A 14,541-nucleotide genomic window follows, 5' to 3' on the forward strand; every position below is an offset into this window, starting at 1 on the left:
AATCATGAGTAATACTGAACATAAGTCAGGAACGCAAACAAATTCTGCTGTTGAAAGAGCTTTAACCATCCTTGAGTTAATTTCTACAAAAAGATCCCCAATTGGTATTGCAGAGATTTCCCAAGAACTTGGCATCGCTAAAAGTACCACCCACCGAATAATGGAAGCTCTAAGAGTGAAAGGGTTTATTGAACAGGCAGAAGGAAAGGAGAAATACCAGGTAGGATTAAAAGCTATAGAAGTAGGGGTATCCAGCCTGACAAAATGGAATTTAGTAGATATTATTATTCCTTACCTCCGTCAGCTTGCATTAGATTTAAATGAAACAGCATTCCTTGCCGTTTACGATAAAGGGGATGTTGTTTATTTATACAAAGCGGAAGCGAACCAGTCTGTTAGAACTACGGCTGAACTAGGTACAAGAAAGCCCATTCACTGTACTGGATTGGGGAAGGCAATTGTGTCAACATTCTATATAGAAGAAGTCGATCAGGTGTTAACGGAAAAAGGAATGCCACAATTCACAGAACGGACGATCACGGATCGTCAAGCTTATTTGGAGGAATTAAGTCAAGTCAGGCATCATGGATATGCGATGGACGATGAAGAGGCTGAAGCAGGACTAACGTGTATAGCAGTCCCTATTTTCAATTACACCGGCAAGGCCATTGCTGCTATAAGTGTAGCCGGCCCCACTGAAAGAATGTTCAATAAAAAAGAGACAGTTGTTGAGTCACTGAAAAATGTAAATGGTTACGTATCCAATCGATTGGGATTTGTCCCTGCCATGAGAATCAATAATATATAATACTGGGGCGACAAAGTATCTTAAAAAGAATCTGTCTGGGACAAAACCATTAAGAGGATAAAAATTCCGACCGATTCATGGGAGAATCGATCGGAATCTTTTAGTTATTAAAGGTTTTGTCCCAAACTCTTTTCCTCTGTTCGTACTAATTTAGTGACGGTCTCCACGTGATTCGTCTGCGGAAACATGTCCACCGGCTGCACTTCTTTTGTTTCATATCCGCCGTCTTCGAGAATCTGAAGATCCCGGGCGAGTGTCGCCGGGTTGCAGGAGACGTAGACGATTTTTTCCGGCTGCATGTCGATCATGGTCTGAAGCAGTTTTTCGTCGCAGCCTTTGCGGGGCGGGTCGACGACGAAGACATCGGGCTGGAGGCCGTTTGCTTGATGCCACCAGGGAACGAGTTCTTCGGCTTCTCCGACGGCGAAAGTGGTGATGTCGTCGAGTTTGTTCAGCTCCGCGTTTCGTTTGGCGTCGGTGACGGCTTCCGGGATGGCTTCGACGCCGTAGACATGGCGGGCATTTTGTGCAAGAAAGAGAGAAATCGTGCCGATGCCGCAGTAGGCGTCGATAACGGTTTCGTTTCCGCGGAGATCGGCGTATTCGAGCGCTTTGTCGTAGAGGGCTTTCGTCTGCTCCGGGTTCACCTGGTAAAACGAGCGTGCGGAGATCGCGAATTTGATATCGCCGATGTAATCGTAAATGTATTCGTCTCCCCAGATGACCTCTGTTTTTTCGCCGAAAATGACATTCGTCTTTCTGCTGTTGACATTGTGTACGATCGACGTGACATTCGGCATCGTCTCGCGGATGTCGTGAATGAGGTCTTTTTTGTGCGGAAGATCCGGGCCGTTGGTCACAAGAATGATCATGAGCTGCTCGGTGGAATTGGCCTGACGGGTGACGATATGACGCAGCGTGCCGCTGTGCGATTCTTCATCGTACGCCTTGATATGATAGTGATCCGCGATGTTTTTTACAATTTGGACGGCTTCATCGTTGGCGCCCTGCTGAATGATACAGCTTTCCATATCCATGATGCGGTGGGATCGTTTCTGGAAAAAGCCTGCTTTTAGATGACCGTCATCACGTTTTCCTACCGGGACCTGGGCTTTGTTGCGGTAGCGCCACGGGTCTTCCATGCCGATGGCAGCGTGAACCGGAACCTCCTCGAGTCCGCCGATGCGGGTGATGGCGTCCTGCACCTGTTTGTGTTTGAAACGGAGCTGCGCGTCGTAGGTCATGTGCTGCAGCTGGCAGCCGCCGCATTGGTAGTATATCGGGCACGGGGCGTCGGTACGGTCGCTGCTTTCTTCGATCCGTTCAAGCACCTTGCCGAAGCCGTATCCTTTTTTCGTTTTGAGCACCTTGATTTTCGCGGTTTCGCCGGGGAGTCCGTACGGGACGAAAAGCGCGTACCCGTCTACTTTCGCGACACCTGCTCCTTCGTGGGTGAGATCCTCAAATGTCGCGGTGATCACGTCATTTTTCTGCACCGGCGCGTTCTTATTCTGTTTCTCAGCCATAGCGGTTGGTCCTTTCTTTCGATGAATCTGTACTGTCCGCTATTTTAACACATGTAACGGCATGACCTGTAAAATCGTCGGCTGTTGCGGAGATATCGGCTGTTATTGAGAAAATACCGGCGGTTCCGCGGTTTTTATCGGCGGTTGTAACAGAAATATCGGCGCCATTATTATTTTATCGGCGACACAGGAATAAGGTAGCGTCTGTCTTTATTTTTTCCACTATATTCGCCATTTAATGATTTTAACAGTCGTTTGGCTGCGTCCTGGGAAAAAATGTGGAGAAACTGCCGGGCCTGGCGGTTCGTGATACTGGGAGAGATCAAAAGGGAATAGTCATCAAGCGCGGGATGGTGGGCGTGATGGGAAACACTGCCGCACCGCGGGCACAGCCAGCGTCCATATATGCGTCTCATTGGAACAGCCGAGCATTCAGGGCAGAACGTTCCTGTGACCAGATCCGTCTGCTTGATGTGATAGCGCTGCAGCACATCATCTATCCGCTCGCAGTGGCTTTGAAGCAGTTGATTGGAAACTGTGGCGAGCTGGTCGGAAGACAGCTTCCGGCTGGTATACTGCTTCTGCCATTTCTCAATGGTTGGAAATAGCCGGGGTAGGGGGATCACGTCTTGGTGGGTATCGGTCCGCGGACCGGTGGATTTAAGCACGGATCGTGAATTCCCGCTTACAACAAGAGATTCCACCGGAATATTCACGCTGCATGTGTGCCGGAGCCAAGCTGTTAATTGATGTTGATGTCGCTGAACCTGGGATATCGGATCAGGAAACGCTTCTTCCTTTTCTCCATCTGAACGAATCAGCTGGTGGAACTCTGAATCAAACAGCAGCGTCCCGGAAATATTTTTGATTTCCAGCACAAGAGCAGACGCGGGAGATAGAAGGAGCGTATCGAGCTGAAAATAGTGGGAGTGGTGCTTCAGGCGGAGGTCATGGAAGATGTGAAAATCGGTTTCGGAGAAAAAACCAAGCGGGTAGTCTACCGCTTTTTCTCCTTTATATCCTGCCGTCCATTTTGCAATATCCTGCTGGACATCAGGAAGCGCAGGGTGATCAGCTGCAAGTCTTCGTTCAAGAGATTTCAGCTTGCGCAGAAAAAGAGGCATCGTGCGGGGTTTGATGATCATCGGCGGGATCCTTTCTACAGTGGTATCCCTATTTTTATTCGACACGGGAGCAGTAATTCCTCCTCGCGCCGATAAAAGAGAGACAGCCGCCGATTTAGTCATAAAACTCGCCGATTATATGACAAAAAGCGCCGATAAAATCCAACAAACCGCCGATATCTTCCCTCACACCGCCGATAAATCCCAAACAAATCACCCCACAACATCGCTGCGGCGTTCGTAGAGTTCGACGTTGCGCCAGAGACCGTTCAGCTGACCGATGCGCTCGCGCGTCCCGACTTTGCGGAAGCCGGCTGCTTCATGGATCTTAATGCTTGTCCGGTTTTCCGGGAAAATGCCGGCCTGCAGCATCCAGTAGCCCTGTTCTTCACTGACGAGGATCAGTTCTTTCAGAAGGGCTGTGCCGACGCCTCGGCCCCGCACGTCCCCGCGTATGTAAATACTGATCTCCCCGACACCGGCGTAGACCTCCCTGCTCGAAAACGGGGAAATGGCCGCGAATCCGAGTACTTCTTCCTCTTCCTGATCCATTACAACCAGCCGGCACACGAGATCATGCGTGGCCGACCAGATTTCCCAGGACGGCGCTTCGGTTTCAAACGTGGCGATCTCTGTTTCGATCCCCATTTCATAAATATCCCGCACCTGCGGCCAATGTTCTTTATGCAGTCGTTCAATCGGATAATCCATTCAGGCGGCCTCCTCTATCTGCCTACAGTATAGGAGAAATTTCAAAATTGTTCAAATAGTATTGTTTCAGGTATGATAGAGAAAAAGGAGGAATCTGCCATGCAATATCGGAGACTTGGGAACAGTGGACTTAAAGTCAGTGAAATTGGACTCGGAAGCTGGCTGACGTACGGGTCCACCGTCGAAGACAGCAATGCTGCTGATATTATACGGACCGCTTACGACCGCGGGGTGAATTTTTTTGATACCGCGAACGTGTACAACCGCGGCGAAGCGGAAAAAGTCGTCGGCCGCACCGTCCGGGAATTTCCGCGGGAAAGCTATGTGCTGGCGACGAAAGTATATTTCCCCATGGGCGATGGACCGAATGACAAAGGCCTTTCCCGCAAACACATTATAGAACAGTGTGAGGCCAGCCTGAAGCGGCTCGGGGTCGATTACATCGATCTCTATCAGTGCCACCGGTTTGACACCGAAACGCCGGTGGAGGAAACATTGATGGCGCTCGATGATCTCGTCCGCCAGGGCAAAATCCTCTATTACGGATTCAGTGAATGGTCGGCGGCCCAAATCACCGATGCCGTACATACCGCAAAGGACCGCAACCTTCACCGGCCGGTGTCCAACCAGCCGATCTACAATATGATCAAGCGGTATATTGAAAAAGAAGTACTTCCGGTCAGTCTCGCGTCCGGTATCGGTCAGGTTGTGTTTTCGCCGCTTGCCCAGGGCGTGCTCACCGGCAAGTACAAGCCGAAAGAAAAGTATCCGGAAGGCAGCCGCGCCGCTCACGAAGATATCGGGAAATTCGTCAGCGGCTTTCTCGCGGAACCGCTCCTCGAACAGGTCGCCCGGCTTGAAAAAATCGCCCAAGATGAACTGAACATTAAATTGTCCCAGCTCGCGCTCGCCTGGATCCTCAGGCAGCCCGGCGTCAGTTCCGCCATTGTCGGCGCCAGCCGGCCGTCCCAGCTTGAAGAGAATCTGCAGGCCACCGAAGTGGAGCTCAGTGATGACATTCTGGATGAAATCGAAGAAATACTAAAAGAAATCGCAGAAATAAAAGCATAAACCTAATCGGGGCGGATTCTCCCTCATCCGCCCCGCATCACAACCTCTCTTTTTTTCCCAAAAAAGACTTATTTCTTTCATCTACAGAAAATGGTAAACTAAAAATGAAAGCGATTGCAAAGGAAAGGAGTTGACATTTCCCCGTCTATTCAAGAACTGTAAGGCATACGTTGTGGACAGGCTTTTCATCTCTATTTACGAAAGGGGTTTTTCCATTATGCGTTATGATGCACCGAATACACCCGGAAGTCTCGTACAGTTCAAGGATCGTTACGACAATTTCATAGGCGGGGAGTACAAAGCTCCGGCAAAAGGAGAATATTTTGATAATGTCTCCCCCGTTACCGGCGGCGTATTCTGCCAGATCGCCCGCGGCACAACTGATGACGTGGAAGCGGCGGTAGATGCCGGCGAAAAGGCTAAAGATGCCTGGGGCCGTACATCACCGGCCGAACGGGGGAATATTTTAAATAAAATTGCGGATCGTATCGAAGAGAATGCAGAGATGCTGGCGGTTGCCGAAACGTGGGATAACGGCAAGGCCGTACGGGAATGCCTGAACGCCGACATCCCGCTGGCGGTCGACCATTTCCGCTATTTCGCCGGCGTCATCCGCGCCCAGGAAGGCACGCTCAGCCAGATTAATGATGATACGGTGGCTTATCATTTTCACGAGCCGCTCGGGGTCGTCGGCCAGATTATCCCGTGGAACTTCCCGATTCTGATGGCCACCTGGAAAGTCGCGCCTGCCCTGGCAGCCGGCAACTGCATCGTGCTGAAACCGGCAGAGCAGACACCTGCTTCGATCCACGTGCTGCTCAATCTGATTAAAGACCTTCTTCCGGCGGGCGTGCTGAACATTGTGAACGGGTTTGGTGTAGAAGCCGGGAAGCCGCTTGCCTCGAACAGCCGTATCGCCAAAATCGCCTTCACCGGCGAAACCACAACCGGACGCCTGATCATGCAGTACGCATCGGAAAATATTATTCCGGTAACCCTGGAGCTCGGCGGCAAGTCTCCGAATATTTTCTTCGCGGATGTCATGCGTGAAGATGATAAGTTTCTCGATAAGGCCATTGAAGGGTTTGTCATGTTCGCCCTCAACCAGGGCGAAGTCTGCACGTGTCCGTCCCGCGCCCTTATTCATGAATCCATCTACGACGAGTTCATGGAAAAAGCGCTGAAACGGGTGGAAGCGATTCAGGCCGGACATCCACTCGATACGGAAACGATGATGGGCGCCCAGGCTTCCAAAGAGCAGATGGACAAGATCGTTTCCTATCTGGATATCGGAAAACAGGAAGGAGCGGCAGTCATTACCGGCGGCGAAGTGAATAAGCTGGAAGGAGAAATGGAAGGCGGCTATTATGTGCAGCCGACCATTTTCAAAGGCCATAACAAAATGCGGATCTTCCAGGAGGAGATCTTCGGACCGGTGCTTGCGGTAACGACATTTAAAACGAACGAAGAAGCGCTCGAGATCGCCAACGACACGTTGTATGGCCTTGGTGCGGGCGTGTGGAGCCGTGACATTAACACCGCCTACCGCTTCGGCCGCGAAATCCAGGCGGGCCGGGTCTGGACCAACTGCTACCATGACTATCCGGCGCATGCTGCGTTTGGCGGCTACAAGAAATCCGGCATCGGACGCGAAAACCATAAAATGATGCTCGACCATTACCAGCAGACGAAAAACCTGCTCGTCAGCTACGGAGACAGCGCCCTCGGATTCTTTTAAACCTTGACACAGAAAGGGTGAATGCGATGACAGTCGAAAGAGTAACAGCGACGGAGGAAGCCCTGGCGTTCATCGATACCCTGAAAGAAAAACACGGTCCGCTCATGTTTCATCAGTCCGGCGGATGCTGCGACGGCAGTTCGCCGATGTGCTTTGCCCGCGGCGAGTTCCGGATCGGCGAAAGCGACGTGTATCTTGGAGATATCGGAGACACCCCATTTTATATGTCCAAAGACCAGTATGATTACTGGAAACACACCCAGTTAATTATCGACGTGGTCGACGGACGCGGCGGCATGTTTTCGCTCGAAGGCCCGGAAGGCAAGCGGTTCCTCACCCGCTCCCGGATGTATACCGAAGAAGAACGGGAAGCTTTGAAACAGGAGGAAACAGCTAATTAAGCAATGAAAGAGCCGGGGTGCATACCCGGCTCTTTTTTTCAGATACTAACCTCGGCGGCGCATTGATTTTTTTGCGGATTCGTACTATTCTTTATAGTAAGGAGTATACTGTTATTTTTGATTGGAAAGGAGCCGGACCTATGCCGCACTGGTTTTTTATTTTCACGATTATTGTATCGATTGCCACCGGAATCTGGTCGATTTTCAATATCCGCCGCGGGTATTAATACCTTCCGTCGGCGATACATAAGGAAACGGGAAAAAACGCCGCTTTCGGTGCTTTTCTTACCATGCAGGAAACAGGAGGCGATGACCAGGTGAAAACCGCCGCTGGATTGATTCTTGGAGCTGGTCTGCTTTCGCAGCTTACAGACTTTTCTTTCCCAAATGATCTGTTCTTTCAGAAAGAACCGGCAGCCGTTCAGGAACAGGAAGAAGACACTTCCGGCGAAGAGCAGTGGGACGAGCTCTGGAACGAAGCCAAAGAGGAAGCGGAACAGGCAGATGAAGACACACGGACCGAAGAAGAAAAACTGGAAGACTTTGATGAAGAATGGGAACAGTTCGGAGAAAATGACTCCTCCGATTCCGCCCAAGCGGACCCGGACTCGTCCGGAACGGACACATTTGGGGATTTCCCTTCCCTGAACGGATGGGAGGAGCCGGAAACCGAAGACACAAGCGAGTCAGGCTTCGAGGAAACATGGAATGAGTTTGGACAAACTTTCGAGGATACGTATGAAAAAACGGAAGAGAGTTTTGACTGGGAAAACTCTTTTGACAGCCGTTCGGGAACGTATGAAGAGACGGAGTAACTGGTTCGGCAGCCATTCGCTCGTATGGACGCAGAAAGGCGTACCGGCAGCCGCCCGCTCCGTCCATCCTTTCTCCCCTTTTCCTGAACTTGAAACCGGGCGCCTGCGGCTGCGGAGGCTGTCTCGAAAAGACCTTCATGACGTTTTTGCCTATGCGTCCAATCCGGAGGTCAGCCGCTATGTGTTGTGGCACACCCATGAGAAGATACAGGATACCCGGCGGTTTTTGAACCTTTCCTTTGATAAGTACAGAAAAGGGGTTCCGGCGCCGTTTGCCATCGAACATAAATCGAGCCGGCGTGTCATTGGAACCATCGAGTTTGTCTGGTGGGAACAGGAGAACCGGACAGCTGAACTGGGCTATGTCATCGCGCCGGAGTTCTGGGGACAGGGACTCGTTCCGGAAGCAGCGGAGGCTGTTATCTCCTTCGGCTTTCAAACGATGAAGCTTCACCGCATCGAAGCCCGTTGTTATGCCGTTCACAGCCGGTCGATCCGGGTGATGGAGAAACTGGAGATGCAGCGTGAAGGGCTGCAGCGCGGCCGGCTGCAGGCAGACGGACAAGCGCACGATGTCGCTTTATACGCCCTTCTTCAGCCGGAATGGGAAGGTTCCCGCCGCACCTATTGATAAAAAGCACCGCCCCGGCCGGCGGTGCTTTTTTCTTCCTTCACTCAGGGGAAGGACAGAACATATGGAGATGGTGATGCAGATTCACAAATTGAGCCGGCAGGACACCGCCGTATTCCCCATCGAGGTTCAGCTCCATGTCCTCTTCCACATCAATTTTAACCCGGTTCGCCTGTACATACATCAGCTTGTCATGATGCAGGTGCTCCCCGTTCAGGGCCTGGCTCCCGATCCGGATCAATTCAGGAATACTCGTTTTTGTGATAATGAGCATATCAAACATCCCGTCATTATACCTGGCATTGGGAACGAGCTTTTCAAAACCGCCGACGGAATTAGTGTTGGCAATCAGAAACATCATGATCTCGCCTTCAAACAGCTTCCCGTCATACTCAATCCGTGCATGTTTCGGCTTCAGAAAACGCAGCTTTTCAAAACCTTTCACGTAATAGGCGAACTGTCCAAGCATCGTCTTCAGTTTGCTCGGCGTGTCATACGTCAGTTCCGTCAATTTTCCGCCGGCGGCAATGTTAATGAAATACTGATCGTTCACACGTCCAATATCGATCGGTTCACTGTAATCCGAGCAGATGACATCGCACACTCCGGCGATATCGTTCTGCTGGAGGCCGAGCGCCCGTGCCAGATCATTGGTCGTACCGGCCGGAATGATACCGAGCTTCGGCCGGTGCTCCTGCTCCGCCAGACCGTTCACCACTTCAAAAATCGTGCCGTCGCCCCCGGCAGCGATAACGACATCAAAGCCGCGTACCGCCGCCCGTTCTGCTTCCTCCCGGGCGCACCCTTCCCGTTTCGTCATGTGCGCCGATGCTTCATAGCCTTCCTGTTCCAGGCGGTCCAGAATGTATGGCAGCTGTTTTTTCATCTGTTCTTTTCCCGCAGTAGGGTTGTAAATCACTCTAGCTCGCTTCATGGCGTTTCTCCTAACAGGACATCTTCTTGTCTTCTATCGTACATCAAACAAACGCTGCTGGCGAGCATCTTTCCTTTGTTACTGTTTCAGATAGACAAGAATAATAATATTACCGTACAGATCTTTCATGTGAATCGAGCGGTGAGCGTCGGTCTCCGCGTCTTCCTCAAAAAGTTCCGCTCCCGCTTTTGCTGCATCCCGGCAGGTCTGGTCGAAATCATCGGTATACAGAACAAGCGCCGGCTGGCGGGATGTCTGATTCCCGACATGCTGTTTTTCTTTTTCAGAAACGGCCTGAAGAAACCATATGCCGATTTCTTTCTGCCCCGGCAATCCGATATGCAGAAAACGCTGCCCACCTTCCATCATGTCCACCGTTTTTTCAAAACCGAACGCATCACGGTAAAATGTCCACGCTTTTTCATAATCCTCCACCAGCAGCACGATCCGCCCAAGTCTATTCATCCTCTTCACCCTTTCTTTCATTTTCTCTACCTTCTTCTACATTCTCTGCCGACGATCCTTTTTTGTTTTTCTGATAGAAAAAATGGGAATAACTGACTAAGGATTCTCGAAGGGAGGGGTATTTCTGACACGGGAGATTTTTATTTCAGACATTCATGGACAATGTGACACGTTTGCCTCGCTATTGAAGCGTGTCAATTACAAACCGGAGCAGGACCGGCTTTTTCTGCTCGGGGATTTTATAGACCGTGGGCCGCAGTCTTTTGAGGTAATTCGTTATGTGCTGGAGCTGCAGGAAGAGGCAGGCGGGAGCATCACCTGTTTAAAGGGGAATCACGAAGATATGATGCTGCAGGCCTTTCAAAATGAAGATCAGAGTGACGTGACACTCTGGATGCAGAACGGTGGGGAAGATACTCTGCGGAGCTACGTCGGAAACGAGCTGGCAGACAGTCCATTTGATGAAATCGTGCATGCCATCCGCCGTGATTTTCCCGATCATCTGGATTTTCTTGAAAATCTGCAGCTCTTTGAGGAAACCCCGGAACATATTCTCGTGCACGCCGGCATCGATCCGTTTGCCGAAGACTGGAAAGAAGCGTCCCCGCGGACATTCGTGTGGATCCGCTCGCCGTTTCTTGAAAAGCAGCACAGCGCCGGAAAAACGGTCGTATTCGGGCATACGCCGACACCGACACTGCACGAAAACGCTGGTCCGTGGTTTCAGTCCGATAAAATCGGCATCGACGGAGGAGCCGGGTTCGAGATGCAGCTGAATGCCCTCATTTACGAAAACGAAGACTACCAGGTCGTCTCCATGCCGGTTCAGGCATAAGCGGGAACGAGTTTATTGGACAGAGCCCGGTTGAAAGTGTCCCCTTCCCCGTTTTTGGGGACATTTTTTTGCTGTCCCGCTATATTTTGTCTTGTATCCTCATTTTCTGGACACTTCAGTGCCCTTTCAGCCTTTTCTGTCTATTACATTCTGTTTATAGACATTCCGCCGGACGTGGTGTCCCAATCCCTGCAACGTAAAAAAGCTGCTTTCTCCTAAAAGGAAAAAGCAGCTTTTCTATATCAGGCATCCATGCCTTCGAGGATTAATTTGTTAACCATCTGCGGGTTGGCTTTGCCTTTCGTTTCCTTCATCACCTGGCCGACGAGGAACCCGATGGCTTTGTCCTTCCCGTTCTTGTAGTCTTCAATCGACTGGGGATTGTTTGCAAGAATCTGATCGACGATCTGCTTGAGTTCCCCTTCGTCTGAAATCTGAACAAGGCCTTTATCCTGGACAATCTGTTCCGGATCGCCGCCTTCTTCCATCAGATCGGTAAACACGGTCTTGGCGATCTTCGTGGAGATCGTGCCTTTATCGATCAGGGTAACGAGTTTCGCGAGCGCTGCCGGTGTCAGCTTCGTATCAGCAAGCTCCAGATCGTTGGAGTTCAGGTATCCGTTCACTTCACCCATCAGCCAGTTGGCTGCCTGTTTTGCATCGGCGCCTTCATCAATCGTTTCCTGGAAGAAATCCGCCATGTTTTTCGACTGGGTCAGCACCCCGGCGTCATAGGCAGGTAGTTCAAACTCTTCCATGTAACGCTCGCGGCGCGCGTCCGGAAGCTCCGGAATGGTGGCTTTCACGCTGTTTTTCCAGTCTTCATTGATATAGAGCGATACGAGATCCGGTTCCGGGAAGTACCGGTAGTCGTCGGACCCTTCTTTCACCCGCATCAACGTCGTCTGTTTCTTCGCGTCATCCCAGCGCCGCGTTTCCTGAAGGATTTCACCGCCGGAGAGCAGCTCCTGCTCCTGGCGTTTTTCCTCGTAAGCCAGACCTTTCTGGACATTGGCGAACGAATTCAGGTTTTTGAGCTCGGTCTTCGTTCCGAACTCTTCCTGTCCCGCCGGCTTCAGGGAAATGTTGGCATCACAGCGGAGAGAGCCCTGTTCCATTTTGCAGTCGGATACTTCGGTATACTGCAGCACGGCTTTCAGTTTTTCCAGATAGGCATAAGCTTCATCCGGTGTTTCAATGTCCGGTTCGGATACAATTTCAATCAACGGCGTGCCGACCCGGTTGAAGTCGACGAGGCTGTGGTCGTCAAATTCATCGTGGGTCAGTTTTCCGGCATCTTCTTCCATATGAATACGGGTAATGCCGATGTTCTTTTTATAGCCGTCCACTTCAATTTCAAGCGACCCGTTTTCACCGATCGGCTTGTCAAACTGGGAAATCTGGTACGCTTTCGGATTGTCGGGATAAAAGTAGTTCTTCCGGTCGAACTTGGTTTCACCCGCGATTTCACAGTTCAGGGCGAGTGCTGCTTTCATGGCGTATTCCACCGCCCGCTGGTTCAGCACCGGCAGCACACCGGGATGGCCGAGGCAGACCGGGCAGGTATGGGTATTCGGCGGTGCGCCGAATTCGGTCGGGCAGCTGCAGAATATTTTCGTATCGGTTTTCAGTTCAGCATGGACTTCGAGTCCAATGACGGTATCAAATTTCATCGTTTTCCCCCCTTACAGTTCCGGCTTGGCTTTATGGTGTCCGGCAGCCTGCTCGTAAGCATGGGCAGCGCGGTAAACAGTGCTTTCTTCAAACGGCCGCGAAATGATCTGCAGGCCGACCGGCAGTCCTCCGGAAAATCCGCAAGGTACGGAAATGGCCGGGACCCCGGCAAGGTTTACCGGAATGGTCAGAATATCGTTGGCATACATGGTCAGCGGATCGTTCACTTTTTCGCCGATTTTAAAGGCCGTTGTCGGAGCAGTAGGCCCGACGATAACATCATATTTCTCCAGAATCTGATCAAAGTCCCGCTTGATGAGCGTGCGGACTTTCTGTGCTTTCTTGTAATACGCATCGTAGTAGCCGGAACTGAGCGCAAACGTTCCGAGCATGATGCGGCGTTTCACTTCATCGCCGAACCCTTGACTTCTCGTTTCCTTGTACATGTCAATCAGGTTGTCCGCATTTTCGGCGCGGACCCCGTAACGGACACCGTCAAAACGGGCCAGGTTCGCCGAAGCTTCCGACGAGGCAAGCAGGTAGTACGCGGCTACCGCATACTGGGAATGCGGAAGGGATACTTCTTCCCACTCCGCTCCCTGCTCTTCCAGAACTTTCAGTGCGTCGAGCACCCTGTTTCGGACGTCTTCATGGACACCTTCACCGAGATATTCTTTCGGAACGGCGATTTTCATGCCTTTTACGTCCCCGGTTAACGACGACAGGTAGTCCGATACGTCCACATCGGCGGAGGTGGAGTCTCTGTGGTCATGTCCGGCAATCTGGCTGAGCACAAGGGCGTTGTCTTCCACGTTCTGCGTGAGCGGTCCGATCTGGTCGAGGGACGACGCAAACGCGACCAATCCAAAACGGGAGACGCGCCCGTAAGTAGGCTTCAACCCGACGACTCCGCAGTAGGACGCCGGCTGGCGGATGGAACCGCCGGTGTCGGAACCGAGCGAAAAGCTGACTTCTCCTGCCGCGACGGATGCCGCAGCACCGCCGCTTGATCCACCCGGCACATAGTCGGTCTTCCACGGGTTCCGCACATTGTGGAAACCGGAGTTCTCATTGGAGGAGCCCATCGCAAACTCGTCCATGTTCAGTTTCCCGATCGTGACCGCTTCCGCCTGATCGAGGCCGTTCATGACTGTCGCGTTATGGACCGGATCAAAGTTGGCCAGCAGCTGACTCGCGCAGGTCGTGCGGAGCCCGTTGGTGACAATGTTATCCTTAATGCCTGCCGGCAGCCCGAAAAGGAGACCGCGGCTGTCCTCCGTGCCGAGGGCTTCATCCATTTTCGCCGCCTGATTTCTCGCCGCTTCTTCATTTAAGGTGAGAAACGCCTGGACCTTGTCATCTACTTCCCTGATGCGGGAAAACGATGCATCAACAACTTCAGACACTTTCAGTTCTTTATTGTGAAGCTTTTTATGTATCCCGGAAAAGCTTTCTTCAAGTATCGACATTCTTTTCTTCCCTCCTTTATTCCAGCACCGATGGCACTTTTACCTGGCCGTCTTCCTGATCCGGTGCATTTTTCAACGCATCTTCCCTGTCGAGCGATGGACGCTGTTCGTCTTTTCGCAGCACATTATGAATATCAAGTACGTGCGTGGTCGGTTCCACATCGTCTGTATCCAGCTCATTCAGCTGTTCGGCAAATTCGATGATGGCATCCAGCTGTTCGGTAAACGTATCGACTTCTTCTTCCGTTACAGAAAGTCTCGCCAGATGAGCCACGTGTTTGACCTGATCTTTTGTAATCCGTTCCATGATCTGTCACCTCCGCTAAACAAATCTTCACA

The 14,541-nt window shown here is 51.5% G+C and carries 16 protein-coding genes; 8 read left to right on the forward strand and 8 right to left on the reverse strand.

Translation table 11 applies throughout. From position 1 onward, the window contains the following. Positions 1 to 4 precede the first annotated feature (4 nt). Positions 5 to 808, forward strand: coding sequence for an IclR family transcriptional regulator (locus ACW9JV_RS15090; protein WP_457335871.1), 804 nt, complete (start codon positions 5 to 7; stop codon positions 806 to 808). A gap of 107 nt (positions 809 to 915) precedes the next feature. Here the strand turns inward: ACW9JV_RS15090 and rlmD are convergent, their stop codons facing one another. From rlmD to ACW9JV_RS15105, 3 genes are all read right to left on the reverse strand, one after another. Continuing rightward, positions 916 to 2,334 (reverse strand): 23S rRNA (uracil(1939)-C(5))-methyltransferase RlmD, encoded by a 1,419-nt coding sequence (rlmD, locus tag ACW9JV_RS15095; protein ID WP_457335873.1) that lies wholly within the window; start codon positions 2,332 to 2,334, stop codon positions 916 to 918. A 170-nt stretch (positions 2,335 to 2,504) separates the two neighbouring features. Next, the gene (locus tag ACW9JV_RS15100; protein WP_457335875.1) at positions 2,505 to 3,524 is read right to left on the reverse strand and encodes a nuclease-related domain-containing protein; all 1,020 of its coding nucleotides are present in this window, start codon (positions 3,522 to 3,524) and stop codon (positions 2,505 to 2,507) included. Positions 3,525 to 3,671: 147 nt separating this feature from the next. After that, the gene (locus ACW9JV_RS15105) at positions 3,672 to 4,169 is read right to left on the reverse strand and encodes an N-acetyltransferase family protein (RefSeq protein ID WP_457335877.1); all 498 of its coding nucleotides are present in this window, start codon (positions 4,167 to 4,169) and stop codon (positions 3,672 to 3,674) included. Between the two features lie 99 nt (positions 4,170 to 4,268). Between ACW9JV_RS15105 and ACW9JV_RS15110 the strand changes: the two genes are divergently transcribed. From ACW9JV_RS15110 to ACW9JV_RS15130, 5 genes are all read left to right on the forward strand, one after another. Further along, on the forward strand, positions 4,269 to 5,240 hold the full coding sequence (locus ACW9JV_RS15110) for an aldo/keto reductase family protein (RefSeq protein ID WP_457335879.1): 972 nt from the start codon (positions 4,269 to 4,271) through the stop codon (positions 5,238 to 5,240). 217 nt (positions 5,241 to 5,457) lie between these two features. Further along, positions 5,458 to 6,978 (forward strand): aldehyde dehydrogenase, encoded by a 1,521-nt coding sequence (gene adh, locus ACW9JV_RS15115; protein WP_457335881.1) that lies wholly within the window; start codon positions 5,458 to 5,460, stop codon positions 6,976 to 6,978. A 26-nt stretch (positions 6,979 to 7,004) separates the two neighbouring features. Beyond that, the gene (locus ACW9JV_RS15120; RefSeq protein ID WP_457335883.1) at positions 7,005 to 7,379 is read left to right on the forward strand and encodes a DUF779 domain-containing protein; all 375 of its coding nucleotides are present in this window, start codon (positions 7,005 to 7,007) and stop codon (positions 7,377 to 7,379) included. A gap of 290 nt (positions 7,380 to 7,669) precedes the next feature. Continuing rightward, positions 7,670 to 8,194 carry a hypothetical protein gene (locus tag ACW9JV_RS15125; RefSeq protein WP_457335885.1) on the forward strand — a complete coding sequence of 175 codons (525 nt, stop codon included), beginning with the start codon at positions 7,670 to 7,672 and terminating at the stop codon, positions 8,192 to 8,194. Then, positions 8,178 to 8,825, forward strand: coding sequence for a GNAT family N-acetyltransferase (locus ACW9JV_RS15130; RefSeq protein WP_457335887.1), 648 nt, complete (start codon positions 8,178 to 8,180; stop codon positions 8,823 to 8,825). Before ACW9JV_RS15125 ends, ACW9JV_RS15130 begins: the two co-directional genes overlap by 17 nt. Before the next feature lie 40 nt (positions 8,826 to 8,865). Here ACW9JV_RS15130 and ACW9JV_RS15135 read toward each other — a convergent pair whose 3' ends face one another. Both ACW9JV_RS15135 and ACW9JV_RS15140 read right to left on the reverse strand, forming a co-directional pair. Continuing rightward, positions 8,866 to 9,759, reverse strand: coding sequence for a diacylglycerol kinase (locus ACW9JV_RS15135; RefSeq protein ID WP_457335889.1), 894 nt, complete (start codon positions 9,757 to 9,759; stop codon positions 8,866 to 8,868). 78 nt (positions 9,760 to 9,837) lie between these two features. Further along, positions 9,838 to 10,224, reverse strand: coding sequence for a VOC family protein (locus ACW9JV_RS15140; RefSeq protein WP_457335891.1), 387 nt, complete (start codon positions 10,222 to 10,224; stop codon positions 9,838 to 9,840). Positions 10,225 to 10,366: 142 nt separating this feature from the next. Here ACW9JV_RS15140 and ACW9JV_RS15145 point away from each other — a divergent pair, with 142 nt between their 5' ends. Beyond that, positions 10,367 to 11,059 carry a metallophosphoesterase family protein gene (locus tag ACW9JV_RS15145; protein ID WP_457336088.1) on the forward strand — a complete coding sequence of 231 codons (693 nt, stop codon included), beginning with the start codon at positions 10,367 to 10,369 and terminating at the stop codon, positions 11,057 to 11,059. A gap of 242 nt (positions 11,060 to 11,301) precedes the next feature. Here ACW9JV_RS15145 and gatB read toward each other — a convergent pair whose 3' ends face one another. After that, entirely contained in the window at positions 11,302 to 12,732 is a 1,431-nt protein-coding gene (gene gatB / locus ACW9JV_RS15150; RefSeq protein ID WP_457335893.1) for an Asp-tRNA(Asn)/Glu-tRNA(Gln) amidotransferase subunit GatB, read from the reverse strand. A gap of 12 nt (positions 12,733 to 12,744) precedes the next feature. After that, a complete protein-coding gene (gatA, locus tag ACW9JV_RS15155; protein WP_457336090.1) occupies positions 12,745 to 14,172 on the reverse strand; it encodes an Asp-tRNA(Asn)/Glu-tRNA(Gln) amidotransferase subunit GatA in 1,428 nt (475 codons plus the stop codon). On the opposite strand from gatA, the gene ACW9JV_RS15160 reads away from it, so the two are divergent. Then, positions 14,118 to 14,261: a hypothetical protein gene (locus ACW9JV_RS15160; RefSeq protein ID WP_457335895.1), complete on the forward strand. Its 144-nt coding sequence runs from the start codon at positions 14,118 to 14,120 to the stop codon at positions 14,259 to 14,261. The two genes, gatA and ACW9JV_RS15160, sit on opposite strands and share 55 nt — an antisense overlap. Here ACW9JV_RS15160 and gatC read toward each other — a convergent pair. Next, positions 14,219 to 14,509, reverse strand: a complete 291-nt coding sequence (gatC, locus tag ACW9JV_RS15165) for an Asp-tRNA(Asn)/Glu-tRNA(Gln) amidotransferase subunit GatC (RefSeq protein ID WP_457335897.1) — start codon at positions 14,507 to 14,509, stop codon at positions 14,219 to 14,221. The genes ACW9JV_RS15160 and gatC overlap by 43 nt on opposite strands. Positions 14,510 to 14,541: the final 32 nt, after the last annotated feature.

This window comes from Salibacterium sp. K-3 (genome assembly GCF_054052005.1).